Below are 14110 nucleotides of genomic sequence, written 5' to 3' on the forward strand. Positions count from 1 at the left end.
CGAGCAAAGGGATGACCCAATCGCCAACAGACTATTGCGATTGCGCGCGAACAGGGTTGGCGAAAATCTGGAATGATTTAGCAAGAATTGGGCTTTTAGAACACTTGGGAAACTCTGTACAGCGCACGCTACAATGCGTGGCGTTTTTCTGGCGCTGCAATCACTGTCTGACTTCAGAATGAAAATCCACTAGATAATATGGAGAATTATAAAACCAGGATAGGGCGCACGCCACTGAAATATGACAAGTCGAGGCAGGATATTGGGCGTGGTATATGGCTGGAATTGAATGCAGTGACGTGAGGAACACAGCGCGCCCGGCAAAAGGTTGCCGGGCGCGCTGCGGAATTACAGATTCGGATAGAGCGGGAACTGCTCGCACAGGGCGTCCACCTGCTGGTGGATCTCCGCTTCAATGGCCGCATCGCCTTCGCCGCCGGTGGCGTCCACCGCATCGACGATCTTGACGATCATCTGACCCACGGCGCGGAACTGCTCCTCTTTGAAGCCGCGGGTGGTGGCCGCCGGGGCGCCCAGGCGGATGCCCGAGGTGATGAAGGGGCTGCGCGGATCATTGGGGATGGCGTTCTTGTTACAGGTCAGACCGGCGCGCTCCAGGGCGTGCTCGGTGGCCTTGCCGGTGATGTCGCGGCTGGTCAGGTCCACCAGCATCAGGTGGTTGTCGGTGCCGCCGGAGACGATGCGCAGACCGCCCTCAACCAGGGTGGCGGCCAGCACGGTGGCGTTGGCTTTGACCTGCTGGATGTACTGTTTGAAATCCGGTTGCAGCGCCTCTTTGAAGGCCACCGCCTTGGCGGCGATGACATGCATCAACGGGCCGCCCTGGATGCCGGGGAAAATCTTGGAGTTGATCTTCTTGGCCAGATCTTCGCGGTTGGTGAGGATCAGGCCGCCGCGGGGGCCGCGCAGGGTTTTGTGGGTGGTGGAGGTGACGATGTCGGCGATGCCGATGGGGCTGGGGTGTTCGCCCACCGCCACCAGACCGGCGAAGTGGGCCATGTCCACCACCAGATCGGCGCCCACTTCATCGGCGATTTCACGGAATTTGGGGAAGTCGATGACGCGGCTATAGGCCGAGGCCCCGGCGACGATGATGCGCGGTTTGTGTTCACGGGCCAGTTGGGCCACCTGATCATAATCGATGGTTTCGGTCTCGGGGTTGAGGCCGTACTGCACCGCATTGAACACTTGGCCGGAGAAGTTGACGGTGGCGCCATGGGTGAGGTGACCGCCGTGGGCCAGGGACATGCCCAGAATGGTGTCGCCCGCCTTGCCCAGGGCCAGATAGGCGGCCATGTTGGCTTGGGAGCCGGAGTGGGGCTGCACGTTGGCGTAGTTGCAGCCGAACAGCTCCTTAACCCGGCTGATGGCCAGATCTTCGGCCACGTCCACGTGTTTGCAGCCGCCGTAGTAGCGCTTGTGGGGGTAGCCTTCGGCGTATTTGTTGGTCAGCACGCTGCCTTGCGCCTGCATCACCGCCTGGCTGACGATGTTTTCCGAGGCGATGAGTTCGATCTCGTGCTTTTGGCGACCGAGTTCGGCGTCGATGGCGGCTTGGATTTCGGGGTCGAACTGGCTCAGATCGGTGGGCTGGCTCATGGCGGTCGTCCTTTTGGTAAACAAACGCTCAGTGGCGTCTCACGTGCGCAATTGTGCGTCATACGCTGGGGCGTAAAATTGGAAAATCCCGACATTTATGGCGGGATTTTTCGGGGTCTGGGGTCCGCGACCCCAGCGGGTGCAGGGCGGCGCCCTGCTGGGTCCAGGGCAAAGCCCTGGTGGGGTTTGGGGCAACGCCCCAATATCTTTCATCTTGCCAAAGATTGAGAATCAGCGTTTCAAGTACTCCGCCGCATTGGACTCAATCTTATCCAACCGGCGCTGGTGACGGGCGCCTTCGAATTCGGTCTCCAACCACACACGGACGATACCCTCGGCCACATTGGGGCCGGTGGTGCGTCCGCCCAGCACCAGCACGTTGGCGTCGTTGTGCTGACGGCACAGGCGCGCGCCATATTCATCGTGCACCAAGGCGGCGCGGATGCCCGGATAGCGATTGGCGGCGATGCTGATGCCGATGCCGGTGCCGCACAGCAGCACGGCGCGCTCGCCGTCGCCGTTGAGAACGCCCTGACACGCCTTGGCGGCGTAGTCGGGATAGTCCACCGAATCGGGGCCGTCGACGCCGAGGTTGACCACCTCCACGCCGGGGGCGGCCTGCAACTGGGCCAGGACTTTATCCTTCAACTCAAAAGCGCCGTGATCACAAGCAACCAGAATGCGCATGGCGGCCTCCTGTCTGGGGGCGGAACGCACAGCGCCCGGCCGTTGGGGGGAATCAAGGAGGCGAATATTCTAGGGGAAAGCGCGGTTGGAAGCAATCATTGGTTGGCGGATGCGCAACAAGCGCCCACGCGGGGATGACGCACAGCGTTGGAAAACAGGTTTCGCATACCCCGTTGCCCTGTAAACAGTGGTAATATTGTGGCCAATATTTCGGTGTTCCAGGCGGTTCTTGGATGGGAAATTCTGATGATCTCACGATTGCTGCGCGGTGGAATAGTTGTGGCGGCCTTGACTTTGGCCGGGTGTGGTGGCGATGGGCCGATCGGTGATGCGCCTCTGCAAGGCTATGTGGAGGGCGATTACGTCCGTCTGGCCGCGCCCTTGGCGGGGGAGCTGACCACCCTGTCGGCGCAGCGCGGGGCGACCATTGAAGCGGGCGCGACGGCGTTTGCACTGGAGCGCGCCAGCGAAACCGCCCAGCGTGATGAGGCCGCCGGGCGACTGCGCGCGGCGCAGGCGCAGTTGGCCGACTTGCAGTCGGGTCAACGCGCCGAAGAGTTGAAAGTGATTCGCGCGCAACTGGCCCAGGCGGAAGCCTCACGGCGACTCTCCTCCATCGAGCTGGACCGGGTGGCCAAGCTGGTGCGCGACAAAACGCTCTCCCAAGAGCGGCTGGATTCGGCGCGGGCCGAGGATGATGTCAATCGCGGCCATGTGGCGGAGTTGCTGGCGCGTCTGCGCGTGGCCGAACTCAGCGCGCGGCCCGACGCCATCGCCGCCGCCGAAGCCAATGTGGCGGCGGCGCAAGCGGCTCTGCGGCAGGCGCAGTGGCGGGTGGATCAGAAAAGCGTCGCCACAGCACAAGGCGGGTTGGTGGAGCAGACCTACTATGAACCCGGCGAGTGGGTGGCGGCGGGTCAGCCGGTGGTGAGCATCCTGCCGCCGGAGAACCGCAAGGCGCGCTTCTTCATCCCGGAACCGTTATTGGGTGGCGTGCAGGTGGGGGCGAAAGTGCGCCTGGGCTGTGACGGCTGCGGCGCGCCCATTGCCGCCACCATCGTCTATATCTCGCCGGAAGCCGAATACACCCCGCCGGTGATCTACAGTCAGGAGACCCGCGACAAGCTGGTGATCATGGCCGAAGCCAAGCCCGATCCGGCGGATGCGGTGAAGCTCACAGTGGGGCAGCCGTTGGATGTGTGGTTGGGGGAGACGCCTTAGGCGGCGGAAAAGTTTGGATGATGAAAGATATCGAGGGCTGCGCCCTCGAGCTCCCAAAGTCCAAACCTTGGGGCTTTGCCCCAAACCCCATGAGGGCGCTGCCGGGGGCCCGCCAGGGCTTTGCCCTGGACCCAGCAGGGCGCCGCCCTGCACCCGCTGGGGGCGCAGCCCCCAGGCCCCGCCGCCGACCAGTCGGCGGCCAATAGTGAGCGCAAGCTCAGACTACGTCACGCAAACATTGGCCGTTTTGTACAGTTCTGGTTTCTTTGGAGCCTGTTTATGTCCCTTGCCATTGATGTGCGCGATCTCAATAAGCATTTCGGCGATAAACACGTCGTGCGCAATCTCACCCTGCAAGCGCAGCAAGGCGAGATCTTCGGCTTTCTCGGCCCCAACGGCAGCGGCAAAACCACCTCCATCCGCATGCTCTGCGGCCTGCTCACCCCAGATAGCGGCGCTGGCCAGTGCCTCGGCTTCGACGTGGTGCGCGACACCGCCGCCATCAAACGCCACGTCGGCTACATGACCCAACGCTTCTCCCTGTGGGAAGACCTCACCATCAGCGAAAACCTCCACTTCATCGCCCGCATGTACGGCATGCCCAAACGCAAACAAGCCGTCGCCGAAACCCTGGAGAAGCTGGGGCTGGTGGAGCGCCGCAACCAACTGGCCGGGGCGCTCTCCGGCGGTTGGAAACAGCGTCTGGCCCTGGCCGCCTGCATGATGCACCAACCGCGTCTGCTGTTGCTGGACGAACCCACCGCCGGGGTCGACCCCAGCGCGCGGCGCGAATTCTGGGACGAGATCCACAAACTGGCCGCCGAAGGGGTCTCAGTGCTGGTCTCCACCCACTACATGGACGAGGCCGAACGCTGCCACAAACTGGCCTATATCGCCCGGGGGCAACTGCTGGTCACCGGCTCCATCGACGAGGTGGTGGCCAGTCAGGGGTTGGCGGCGTGGGAGGTGAGCGGATCCGGCGGGCTGAATGATCTGACCGCGCAACTGCGCGCCCTGGAGGCGGTGGAGCAGGTGACCGCATTCGGGACGCGGCTGCACGTCATCGGCCCCGACGCCGAGCGGCTCGACGCCGCGCTGACGCCGTTTCAGCGGGATAGCCGCCTGCGCTGGACACGCATTGAGGCGGGATTGGAGGATGTCTTCATCACCCTCATGGAGCGCTATTTCCGCCAGCAGGAGGGGAGTTGACCATGGGCGGCTCGCTGCATCGGCTGTTTGGGATCGCGCTTAAGGAGTTCATTCAACTCAAGCGCGACCGCCTCACCTTCGCCATGATCGTGGGCATCCCGATTATGCAACTGCTGCTGTTCGGCTTCGCCATCAACAGCGACCCCAAACATCTGCCCACCGCCATCCGCGCCGCCGACCACAGCGCCTTCACCCGCGCCTTCGTGCAGGCGCTCAAGACCAGTGAATATTTTCGTATCATCGGCGAGGCCGCCAGCGAAGCGGAGGCCGACGCTCTGCTGCTGCGCGGCGACGTGCAGTTCGTCCTCACCATTCCGGCGAACTTCTCCCGCCGCCTGGTGCGCGGCGAGCGTCCGGCGCTGCTGCTGGAGGCCGACGCCACTGACCCGGCGGCCACCAGCAACGCCCTGGGCGCGCTCACCACCCTCGGCCAGAGAGTGCTCAATCGGGAGTTGAGCGGCCCGCTGACCTCTTTGCGCACGGGTCCGGCGGCGTTTGAGGTGCGGGTGCAGCGCCGCTACAACCCGGAGGGGATCACCCAACACAATATCGTGCCGGGGCTCATGGGGGTGATTCTCACCATGACCATGGTGCTGATGACCGGTCTGGCCATGACCCGTGAGCGCGAGCGCGGCACTTTTGAGAATTTGCTGGCCACCCCGGCGCGACCGCTGGAGGTGATGATCGGCAAGATCCTGCCCTACATCCTCATCGGCCTGTTGCAGATTTCGCTGATTCTGCTGGCGGCGCGGTTCATCTTCCACGTGCCGTTTATTGGGTCGTTGTTGCTGCTGTATGGCGTGGCGCTGCTGTTCATCGCCGCCAATCTCACCCTGGGCATGACCTTCTCCACGGTGGCGCGCAATCAGTTGCAGGCGATGCAGATGACGTTCTTCTTCTTCCTGCCGTCGATCCTGCTGTCGGGCTTCATGTTTCCGTTTCGCGGCATGCCGGAGTGGGCGCAGGCCATCGGCAATGTGCTGCCGTTGACCCACTTCCTGCGGCTGGTGCGGGGGATTCTGCTCAAGGGGGCGACGGCGGCGGATCTGGTTCCGCACATGTGGCCCATTGCGCTGTTCATGCTGGTGGTGATGGCGCTGGGGGCGAAGTTCTATAAGCGCACTTTGGATTGATGCGCGCTTGCTTAAGGAGACGTGGTGAATCCAGGGGTAATGGTTGAGTATATCACGGTGGTGTGGCTGTTCCTGGCCACGCCCGGCCCCAGCCATCTGCTGATGCTGGCCAATGGCGTGAGCTACGGGTTTGCCCATGCGCGGCCAACCGCATGGGGCGATCTGAGCGCCAATGCGTTGCAGATCATGGCGGCGGGCTTTGGCTTGGCCGGGATTATCATTGCGTCAGAGGACGTATTTACCGCGATCAAATGGGCCGGGGTGGCGTATCTGATCTATTTGGCGGCGCAGAAGTGGCGTCTGGCGGGGCGATCGGTTCCCCATTGTCAGGCGGATAGCGCGGCCCCCGGTTGGCGGCGGATGTACCTGCAAGGCTTCTTCACCTCCGCCGTGAATCCCAAAGCGGTGGTGTTTTTCGCGGCGCTGTTTCCGCAATTCCTCAATCTGCAGGAGGCGTTGGCGCCACAGGTCGCCATTTTGGGCGCGCTCTATCTTCTCATCGATGGCGCATATCTGCTGGCTTATGGACGTTTTGCCGCCTGGGTGGGCGCGCGCATGCAGTCGCGGGCGGCGTTCTGGACCCATCGCGCCGCGGCGGCGTGTTTGATCGCCACCGCCGTGTTGCTGGCTTGGAAAGACGCGCAACTCCATTAACCGGCTGAGCTGTCGCCGCCATCATGCGCGGCGCGACATGCCGGGTCGGTCGGCGTCGTGGGCTTCGAAACCGTACTTCTCATAGAAGCGGGATTTACCCGCCGCCGCCATCAGACCGATGAAGCGACCGGGGGCGTTCTGTTGCAGCCACGCCATCAGGGCGTCGACGATCTGCGCGCCGCAGCCGCGTCCCTGGTAGTCGGGGATGACGATGACGTCCTGAATGTAATAGTAGATCCCATCGCCGATGACGCGCCCGCAGCCGACGGGTTGATCCCCCGCCATGAGCGTGACGGCGTAACGGGAGTCCGCCAGCGCTGGGGCGGTGATGGCGGGGTCGATGGCGGGCCAGCCCACGGCGCTGCGCAGGGCGTTATAGATCTCCGCCGAGGGCGGCGCATGGCGCAAAGTCAGAGGCTCCACGAAATTCTCCATCAAATGAATAAAAAGGAGAGAGCGCGATATGCAACCAAACCTGCGCAGAACGACCAATGTTTGCGTGACGCAGGGTGAGCTAGCGCTGACTATTGGCCGCCGATTGGTCGGCGGCGGGGTCTGGGGGCCGCGCCCCCAGCGGGGTGTGGGGCGGCGCCCCACGGTGTGGTTGTTAGGGGAGCTCGAGGGCGCAGCCCTCGATATCTTCCAGCAACCCTGTGTTCACTTTTACAGAGAGCGCCATGCGAAACCGAAATGGCGCAAGACGACCAATGTTTGCGTGACGCAGGGTGAGCGAGCGCTGACTATTGGCCGCCGACTGGTCGGCGGCGGGGTCTGGGGGCCGCGCCCCCAGCGGGGTGTGGGGCGGCGCCCCACGGTTTGGTTTTTGACCTTAGGGGAGTTTGAGGGCGCAGCCCTCAATATCTTCAATCGTCAAGAGTCAGTTAAGTCAAAATGTCGGCAACCCGCATCAATCTATTGGCCGCCGACTGGTCGGCGGCAGGATGTGGGGCGGCGCCCCACGGTGTAGTCCTTGGGAGCTCGAGGGCGAAGCCCTCGATATCTTTCATCACCCATCAATTATTGAGAGCAACCGGCATCAATTGAACAGCATGGAGCAGATCACCACGGCGGAGATGATGCCCACCAGATCGGCGGTCAGCGCGGCGGCCAGGGCGTGGCGGGCGCGACGGATGCGCACGGCGCCGAAGTAGACCGCCAGCACATAGAAGGTGGTCTCGGTGGAGCCTTGCAGCGTACTCACTAGAATGCCCACGTAGCTGTCGGGGCCGATGGCTGGATTGTGCAGAATCTCCGCCATCACGCCGTAGGCGCCGGAGCCGGAGAGGGGGCGCAGCAGGGCCATGGGCAGCGCCTCGGCGGGCAGGCCGAACAGACTGGTGATGGGGGAGAGCGCGCCGATGAGCAGATCCATCGCCCCGCTGGCGCGGAACATGCCGACGGCGGCCAGAATCGCCACCAGATAGGGGATGATGCGCACCGCCACGTCAAAACCTTCGCGGGCGCCTTCAACAAAGGCTTCGTAGACCTTCACTCCGCGCGAGGCGCCGAACCCCAACATGCCGACGATGAGCACCGGGATCACCCAGGGGGAGATAATCTGCCCATAGACGATGGCCAGGGGAATGAAGGCGACAATCAGCAGCAGGAACGCCGCCGACACCCAAGTGGGATAACCGGTCTGCGCGGCGGCGGCGGCGTGACGCGCGGTGGGATCCAGATCCATGGCGTCGTAGGCCTGCTTTTCCGATTCGGCGACGAAGGCGTCATCCTCCATGAAGTCCGGATCCGGCGGCGGCTTGGGGAAGAAGCGCTGATAGGCGAAGGCGGCGAAGATGGCGGCGGCGGTGGAGCAGATGGTGGCGAACAGGGTGGTGGGCAGCACCGACGCCGGGTCGGAACTGCCCGCTGCGGCGCGCAGGGCGATCACCCCGGTGGGCAGCAGCGTCACCGAGGAGGTGTTGATGGCCAAAAACAGCGCCATGGAGTTGGTCGCCGTGCCTTTGTGGGGATTGAGCGAGTCCAGCGCCTGCATGGCGCGGATGCCGAAGGGGGTGGCGGCGTTGCCCAGCCCCAGGGCGTTGGCGGCCATGTTCATGATCATGGCGCCCATGGCCGGGTGATCTGGCGGCACTTCGGGGAACAGACGGGTCATCAGCGGGCGGATCAGGCGCGCCAGGATCGCCAACAGACCGCCCTTCTCGGCCACTTTCATCAAGCCCAGGAACAGCGCCATCACGCCGATGAGCTTCAACGCCAGCTCCACCGCGCCCTCGGCGCTGTCGATGGCGGCCAAAGAGAGCGCCTGCATGGGCTCCACCCCGTCGGCGCCGATGGGCGGACCAAATAGCTGATGGAAGGCGGCCATCGCGAAGGCGATGCTGATCAATGCGAGAAAAACGCCGTTCATGAAATGTATCCTGGATTGCGATTCAGAAAGGGCGTGCGGAAATGGTTAGAGAGTCCCTGCCGGGCCATTGTGACGCCAATGCGCCGCCGTTGTCGATCCCCTGCGCGCTGGATTCTTTGGTTTTTTTACGCCCGTCATGCTATAAGACCCGCTTGCAGACAGACCAATGCGCCGCATCACCGGCAACCAGGGGGGATCCCATGGCTCAAATCATCGATGGCAAAGCCATTGCCCAGCAAGTGCGCGACGGGCTGCGCGAAGAGGTGGCCCAGTTGCAGGAAAAACATGGATTTACGCCGGGTCTGGCGGTGGTGCTGGTGGGCGATGATCCCGCCTCCCATGTGTATGTGCGCAACAAAAAGAAGGCCTGCGAAGAGGTGGGCGTGGCCTCCTTCAGCCACGAGCTGCCCGGCGACACCACGGAGGCGGATCTGTTGGCGCTGATCGACCAGCTCAACGCCGATCCCAAGGTCAACGGTATTCTGGTGCAGATGCCGGTGCCCAAGCAGATCGACGACAAAAAGGTGATCGAGGCGATTCACCCCTCTAAGGACGCCGACGGTTTCCATCCGTATAATGTGGGTCGTTTGGCCACCGGCGATCCCACCTACATGCCGTGCACCCCGTGGGGGGTGATGAAGCTGTTGGAAGAGGACGGCGTCGATCCCAAAGGCAAAAAAGCGGTGGTGATCGGCCGCTCCAATATCGTCGGCAAGCCCCAGGCGATGATGCTTATCGCCGCCTCCGCCACCGTCACCGTGTGCCACTCGCGCACCGCCGATCTGGCCGCCGAGTGCCGTCAGGCCGACATCCTCATCGCTGCGGTGGGGCGCGCCAAAATGGTCAAAAAGGATTGGATCAAGCCCGGCGCGGTGGTCATCGACGTGGGCATGAACCGCGATGAGAACGGCAAACTGTGCGGCGACGTGGACTTCGCCGAGTGCCAGGAGGTGGCCTCGGCCATCACGCCGGTGCCGCGCGGGGTGGGGCCCATGACCATCGCCATGCTGCTCAAGAACACCGTGGAAGGCGCCAAACGCGCCCACGGCGTGGCCTGAGATAGCGCATGTTTACCGGTTTGATCGAAACTGTCGGCGCGGTGGCGTCGGTGGAGCGGTCCAGCGGCGACTGGAAACTCACCGTGTCCAGCGATCTGCCCATGGGCGAGGTCAAACTGGGCGACTCCATCGCCGTCTCCGGCGCCTGCCTGACGGTGATCGCCATGGGCGGCGCCACATTCACCGTGGAGGTCTCCCAGGAGAGCGTGGGCAAAACCTGGTTCCCCGACATCGGCCCGGGCCGTCCGGTCAATCTGGAGCGCGCCATGGCATTGGGCGGCCGCCTGGACGGCCATCTGGTGCAGGGCCACGTGGACGTGGTGGGGGCGGTGGAGCGCATCGCCCCGCGCGGACGCTCCACGCAAATATGGTTCCGTGTCCCGGCGGCGTTCGGACGCTATATTATCCCCAAAGGCTCCATCGCCATCGATGGCGTGTCGCTCACCGTCAATGAGGTGATCGACGACGATCAGGCCACCCGCTTCTCCATCAACGTCATTCCGCTGACCCAGCAGAAGACCACCCTGGGGAATCTGAGCGCCGGGAGCAAGGTCAATATCGAGACCGACCTGCTGGGCCGCTATGTGGAGCGCCTGCTCAAACACGGCGGCGCCTGTCGCGCCAAAGGCGACGCCTCCAGCGATGAGGGCGGCTCCGGCGGCGGACTCACCGAAGCGTACCTGCGGGATCGCGGTTTCGCCTGAAGCTAAGTTGCTGTGGGGCAGGCTCCCCACACCCCTGACCGGCGGCGCCATCTGCGCGCGCTGCTGGTAAAGCGCCTCCCAAGCCGAATTCGGGACGCGCGCTAACCTGGAAAAACGATGTCTGAACTGCACACCACCCAAGAGATTCTGGACGACTTCCGCCAGGGCAAGATGGTCATTCTGGTGGATGACGAGAATCGTGAAAACGAAGGCGATCTGATCATCGCCGCTGAATACTGCACCGCCGAAGCGGTCAACTACATGGCCAAATATGGCCGCGGGCTGATCTGTCTGGCGCTGACCCAGGAGCGGGTGGACTATCTGCGCCTGCCGCTGATGGTGGTGGATAACGACGCCAAGTTCAAAACCGCCTTCACCGTCTCCATTGAGGCCAAGGAGGGGGTCACCACCGGCATCTCGGCGTACGATCGCGCCCACACCATCGCCACCGCCATCGACGACAACAGCCGCCCCGAGGATATCGTGCGCCCCGGCCACGTGTTCCCGTTGGTGGCCAAGAACGGCGGCGTGCTGGTGCGCGCCGGCCACACCGAGGCGTCGGTGGATCTGTCGCGTCTGGCCGGGCACAAACCGGCGGCGGTGATCTGCGAGATCCTCAAGGACGACGGCTCCATGGCGCGTCTGCCGGATCTGCTGGAGTTCTCCCGCGAGATGGGCATCAAGATCGGCGCGATTGATGATCTGATCGCCTATCGCACCGAGCATGAGGCGTTGGTGCACCGCGCGGTGGAGACCAAGCTGCCCAGCGCCTACGGCGGCGACTGGAACCTCATCGTCTACACCAACGATGTGGATGACAATCAGCACGTGGCGCTGGTCAAAGGCAACGTCGACGACGGCGAGCCGGTGCTGGTGCGGGTGCACTCCGAGTGTCTGACCGGCGATATGTTCGGCTCGCTGCGCTGCGACTGCGGTCCGCAGCTGCGCGCGGCCATGGAGCAGATCGGCGCCGATGGTCGTGGGGTGATCCTCTACCTGCGTCAGGAGGGGCGCGGCATCGGCCTGATCAACAAGATGCACGCCTACAACCTGCAAGACCAAGGGCGCGACACCGTGGAGGCCAACGAAGAGCTGGGCTTCCAGGCGGATCTGCGCGACTATGGCATCGGCGCGCAGATGCTCAAGGATCTGGGCGTGCGCCACATGCGATTGATGACCAACAATCCGAAGAAGATCATTGGCTTGCAGGGCTATGGACTGGATGTGGTGGATCGCGTGCCCATCGAGATGCCCGCCGGTGAGATCAATGAGCGTTACCTGAAGGCCAAGAAACACAAACTGGGCCACATGCTGCGCCAGTTCGGCTCTGACGCCGCGCTGGGCGATGGCGAGTAATCACTCTCCCAACCCGAGGGAAACCGTCTTTATGAGCGAGATGACGCAGATCGAAGGCAACCTGTCGGCCACCGGCCATCGCTACTGCCTGATTGTGGGCCGCTTCAACAGCTTCATCACCGAACGTTTGGTGGAGGGCGCGGTGGACTGCATTCAGCGCCACGGCGGCGCGGCGGGGGACATCACCATCGCCCGCGTGCCCGGCGCGTTTGAGATCCCCCTGGCGGCGCAAAAGGCGGTCAAATCCGGCAAGTTCGACGCCGTGGTCTGCCTCGGCGCGGTGATTCGCGGCTCCACCCCCCACTTCGACTACGTTTCGTCGGAAGTCACCAAAGGGGTGGCGGCGGTGAGCCTGGAGTCGGGGGTGCCGGTGGCGTTTGGCGTGCTCACCACCGATAGTGTGGAGCAGGCCATCGACCGCGCCGGAACCAAGGCGGGCAACAAGGGTTGGGAAGCGGCCATCTCCGCCGTGGAGATGGTCAATCTGCTCAAGGCGTTTTAAGCCGTTCGTTTGGCGCACAAGGATAGCGGCCCATGAGTCAGGGTTCGAACCACGGATCGGAACAGGATGCGCCGCCGAAAGGCGGCGGCAAAGGGCGTTACGCCACGCGCGGGCCGCGCCATCGCGCCCGCGAGTTGGCGCTGCAGGCGCTCTACGCCTGTGAAGTGGCGGGCACGCCGGTGGATCGCGCCGCGCGCGAGGCGGCGGACGACCGCAACGCCGAAGGCGCCGATATGGAGTACTACCACCAGTTGATGCCGGCGGTGTGGAACCGGCGCGAGATGCTGGATGGCTGGGTGATTCGCGCGGTGGACAACTGGACCCCGGAGCGGGTATCGGTAATCGAGCGCAATATTCTGCGTGTGGGCGCCCATGAGATTCTGTATGAACCGGCCACGCCGCTGAATGTCATCATCAATGAGGCCATTGAGGTGGCCAAACGGTTCGGCAGCGAGCAGTCGGGCCGCTTCGTCAATGGGGTGCTGGATCGGGTCGCCGCGCTGATTCGTGATGCGGACGCGGCGCCCTATCGGCAATGGGGGGAATAAGGTTGAGCAACGAGAGCAACAAAACCATCGCCGCGCTGGGCGAATTCGGCCTGATCAACACGCTGTTTGCGCCGCTGCAGGGGTCGGGCGACGACAACCTGAAAGTGGGCCAGGGCGACGATGCGGCGGTGTTGCAGATCCCCCGCACCCAGCAGTTGACGGTGACCACCGACATGCTCATGGAGGGGGTGCACTTCAGCTCCGACGCCGACCCCTTCCTGCTGGGTCAGAAGACGGTGCGGGTCAACCTGTCGGACATGGCCGCCATGGGCGCCAATCCCCACTGGTGCCTGCTGTCGCTGGCGCTGCCGGCCTCGACCAAATTGAGCTGGGCCGAGGAGTTCGCGCGCGGCGTCAAAGAGGCGCTGGCGCTGTATGACGTGTCGCTGATCGGCGGCGACACCACCGCCTCCAAAGGCTGTATCGCCATCAATATGCAGATGATGGGGCTGTTGGGGCAGGATCGCGCGCAACTGCGCTCCGCCGCCCAACCCGGGGACCGGGTGTTCGTCTCCGGCACCATCGGCGATTCGGCGCTGGGTCTGGCCCAGCGTCTGGGTCAGTTGAAGATCGCCAGCGCCGATGATCGCGCCTATCTGATGCGCCGCCATCAACTGCCCGAACCGCGCGTGCCGCTGGGTCTGGCGCTGCAGGACTCCGCCGTGATCAACGCCTGCATTGACGTCTCCGATGGCCTGGCGGCGGATCTCAAACACATCTGCCAGGCTTCCGGCGTCTCCGCGCGCATCGATCTGGAGCGGGTTCCCCTGTCCGAGGCGGCGCGCAATGCGGTCAATGCGTCGGCGGATCTGGAGTCGCTGCTGATCACCGGCGGCGAGGATTATGAACTGCTGTTCACCGTGGCCACCGGCGCGGTGGAGCTGCTGGCGCGCATCACCGCCGACCTGGACATCAGCATCACCGAAATCGGCGAGATCCTGCCTCAGGGCGAGGAGAGCCGGGTGGAGGTGGTCAAGCATGGCGAGCCGTTCACTCTGGGCAAGAGCGGCTGGACCCACTTCTAACTCTCCACGCGACCAATCGGGGGCG

The 14110-nt window shown here is 63.8% G+C and carries 14 protein-coding genes; 10 read left to right on the top strand and 4 right to left on the bottom strand.

Features of this window, described 5'->3' with window-relative positions; genetic code table 11:
- Positions 1-348: 348 nt before the first annotated feature.
- Positions 349-1620, bottom strand: coding sequence for a serine hydroxymethyltransferase (glyA, locus tag MAIT1_RS05950; protein WP_085441386.1), 1272 nt, complete (start codon positions 1618-1620; stop codon positions 349-351).
- A gap of 231 nt (positions 1621-1851) precedes the next feature.
- Positions 1852-2307, bottom strand: coding sequence for a ribose 5-phosphate isomerase B (gene rpiB, locus MAIT1_RS05955; RefSeq protein ID WP_085441387.1), 456 nt, complete (start codon positions 2305-2307; stop codon positions 1852-1854).
- A gap of 246 nt (positions 2308-2553) precedes the next feature.
- Here rpiB and MAIT1_RS05960 point away from each other — a divergent pair, with 246 nt between their 5' ends.
- The 4 genes from MAIT1_RS05960 (at position 2554) to MAIT1_RS05975 (ending at position 6524) form a co-directional block, all read left to right on the top strand.
- Positions 2554-3528: an HlyD family secretion protein gene (locus tag MAIT1_RS05960; RefSeq protein WP_085441388.1), complete on the top strand. Its 975-nt coding sequence runs from the start codon at positions 2554-2556 to the stop codon at positions 3526-3528.
- 279 nt (positions 3529-3807) lie between these two features.
- Positions 3808-4737, top strand: coding sequence for an ABC transporter ATP-binding protein (locus tag MAIT1_RS05965; protein WP_085441389.1), 930 nt, complete (start codon positions 3808-3810; stop codon positions 4735-4737).
- A 2-nt stretch (positions 4738-4739) separates the two neighbouring features.
- Positions 4740-5870: an ABC transporter permease gene (locus MAIT1_RS05970; protein WP_085441390.1), complete on the top strand. Its 1131-nt coding sequence runs from the start codon at positions 4740-4742 to the stop codon at positions 5868-5870.
- A gap of 39 nt (positions 5871-5909) precedes the next feature.
- Positions 5910-6524: a LysE family translocator gene (locus tag MAIT1_RS05975; RefSeq protein WP_085441391.1), complete on the top strand. Its 615-nt coding sequence runs from the start codon at positions 5910-5912 to the stop codon at positions 6522-6524.
- Between the two features lie 21 nt (positions 6525-6545).
- On the opposite strand, the gene MAIT1_RS05980 is transcribed toward MAIT1_RS05975, so the two are convergent.
- Together MAIT1_RS05980 and MAIT1_RS05990 are read right to left on the bottom strand one after the other, a co-directional pair.
- Positions 6546-6947 (bottom strand): GNAT family N-acetyltransferase, encoded by a 402-nt coding sequence (locus tag MAIT1_RS05980; protein WP_158089334.1) that lies wholly within the window; start codon positions 6945-6947, stop codon positions 6546-6548.
- Positions 6948-7560: 613 nt separating this feature from the next.
- Positions 7561-8892, bottom strand: a complete 1332-nt coding sequence (locus tag MAIT1_RS05990) for a nucleoside recognition domain-containing protein (RefSeq protein WP_085441394.1) — start codon at positions 8890-8892, stop codon at positions 7561-7563.
- Positions 8893-9092: 200 nt separating this feature from the next.
- Between MAIT1_RS05990 and folD the strand changes: the two genes are divergently transcribed.
- The 6 genes from folD (at position 9093) to thiL (ending at position 14085) form a co-directional block, all read left to right on the top strand.
- Complete coding sequence (gene folD / locus MAIT1_RS05995; protein ID WP_085441395.1) at positions 9093-9950, top strand: bifunctional methylenetetrahydrofolate dehydrogenase/methenyltetrahydrofolate cyclohydrolase FolD; 858 nt, start codon at positions 9093-9095, stop codon at positions 9948-9950.
- Between the two features lie 8 nt (positions 9951-9958).
- Entirely contained in the window at positions 9959-10654 is a 696-nt protein-coding gene (locus MAIT1_RS06000) for a riboflavin synthase (RefSeq protein WP_085441396.1), read from the top strand.
- Between the two features lie 117 nt (positions 10655-10771).
- A complete protein-coding gene (locus tag MAIT1_RS06005) occupies positions 10772-12010 on the top strand; it encodes a bifunctional 3,4-dihydroxy-2-butanone-4-phosphate synthase/GTP cyclohydrolase II (RefSeq protein WP_085441397.1) in 1239 nt (412 codons plus the stop codon).
- 40 nt (positions 12011-12050) lie between these two features.
- Complete coding sequence (gene ribH, locus MAIT1_RS06010) at positions 12051-12512, top strand: 6,7-dimethyl-8-ribityllumazine synthase (RefSeq protein ID WP_085441422.1); 462 nt, start codon at positions 12051-12053, stop codon at positions 12510-12512.
- A gap of 32 nt (positions 12513-12544) precedes the next feature.
- A complete protein-coding gene (gene nusB / locus MAIT1_RS06015) occupies positions 12545-13060 on the top strand; it encodes a transcription antitermination factor NusB (protein ID WP_085441398.1) in 516 nt (171 codons plus the stop codon).
- A gap of 2 nt (positions 13061-13062) precedes the next feature.
- Positions 13063-14085, top strand: coding sequence for a thiamine-phosphate kinase (gene thiL, locus MAIT1_RS06020; protein WP_158089335.1), 1023 nt, complete (start codon positions 13063-13065; stop codon positions 14083-14085).
- Positions 14086-14110: the final 25 nt, after the last annotated feature.

This window comes from Magnetofaba australis IT-1 (assembly GCF_002109495.1).
GTDB lineage: Bacteria > Pseudomonadota > Magnetococcia > Magnetococcales > Magnetococcaceae > Magnetofaba > Magnetofaba australis.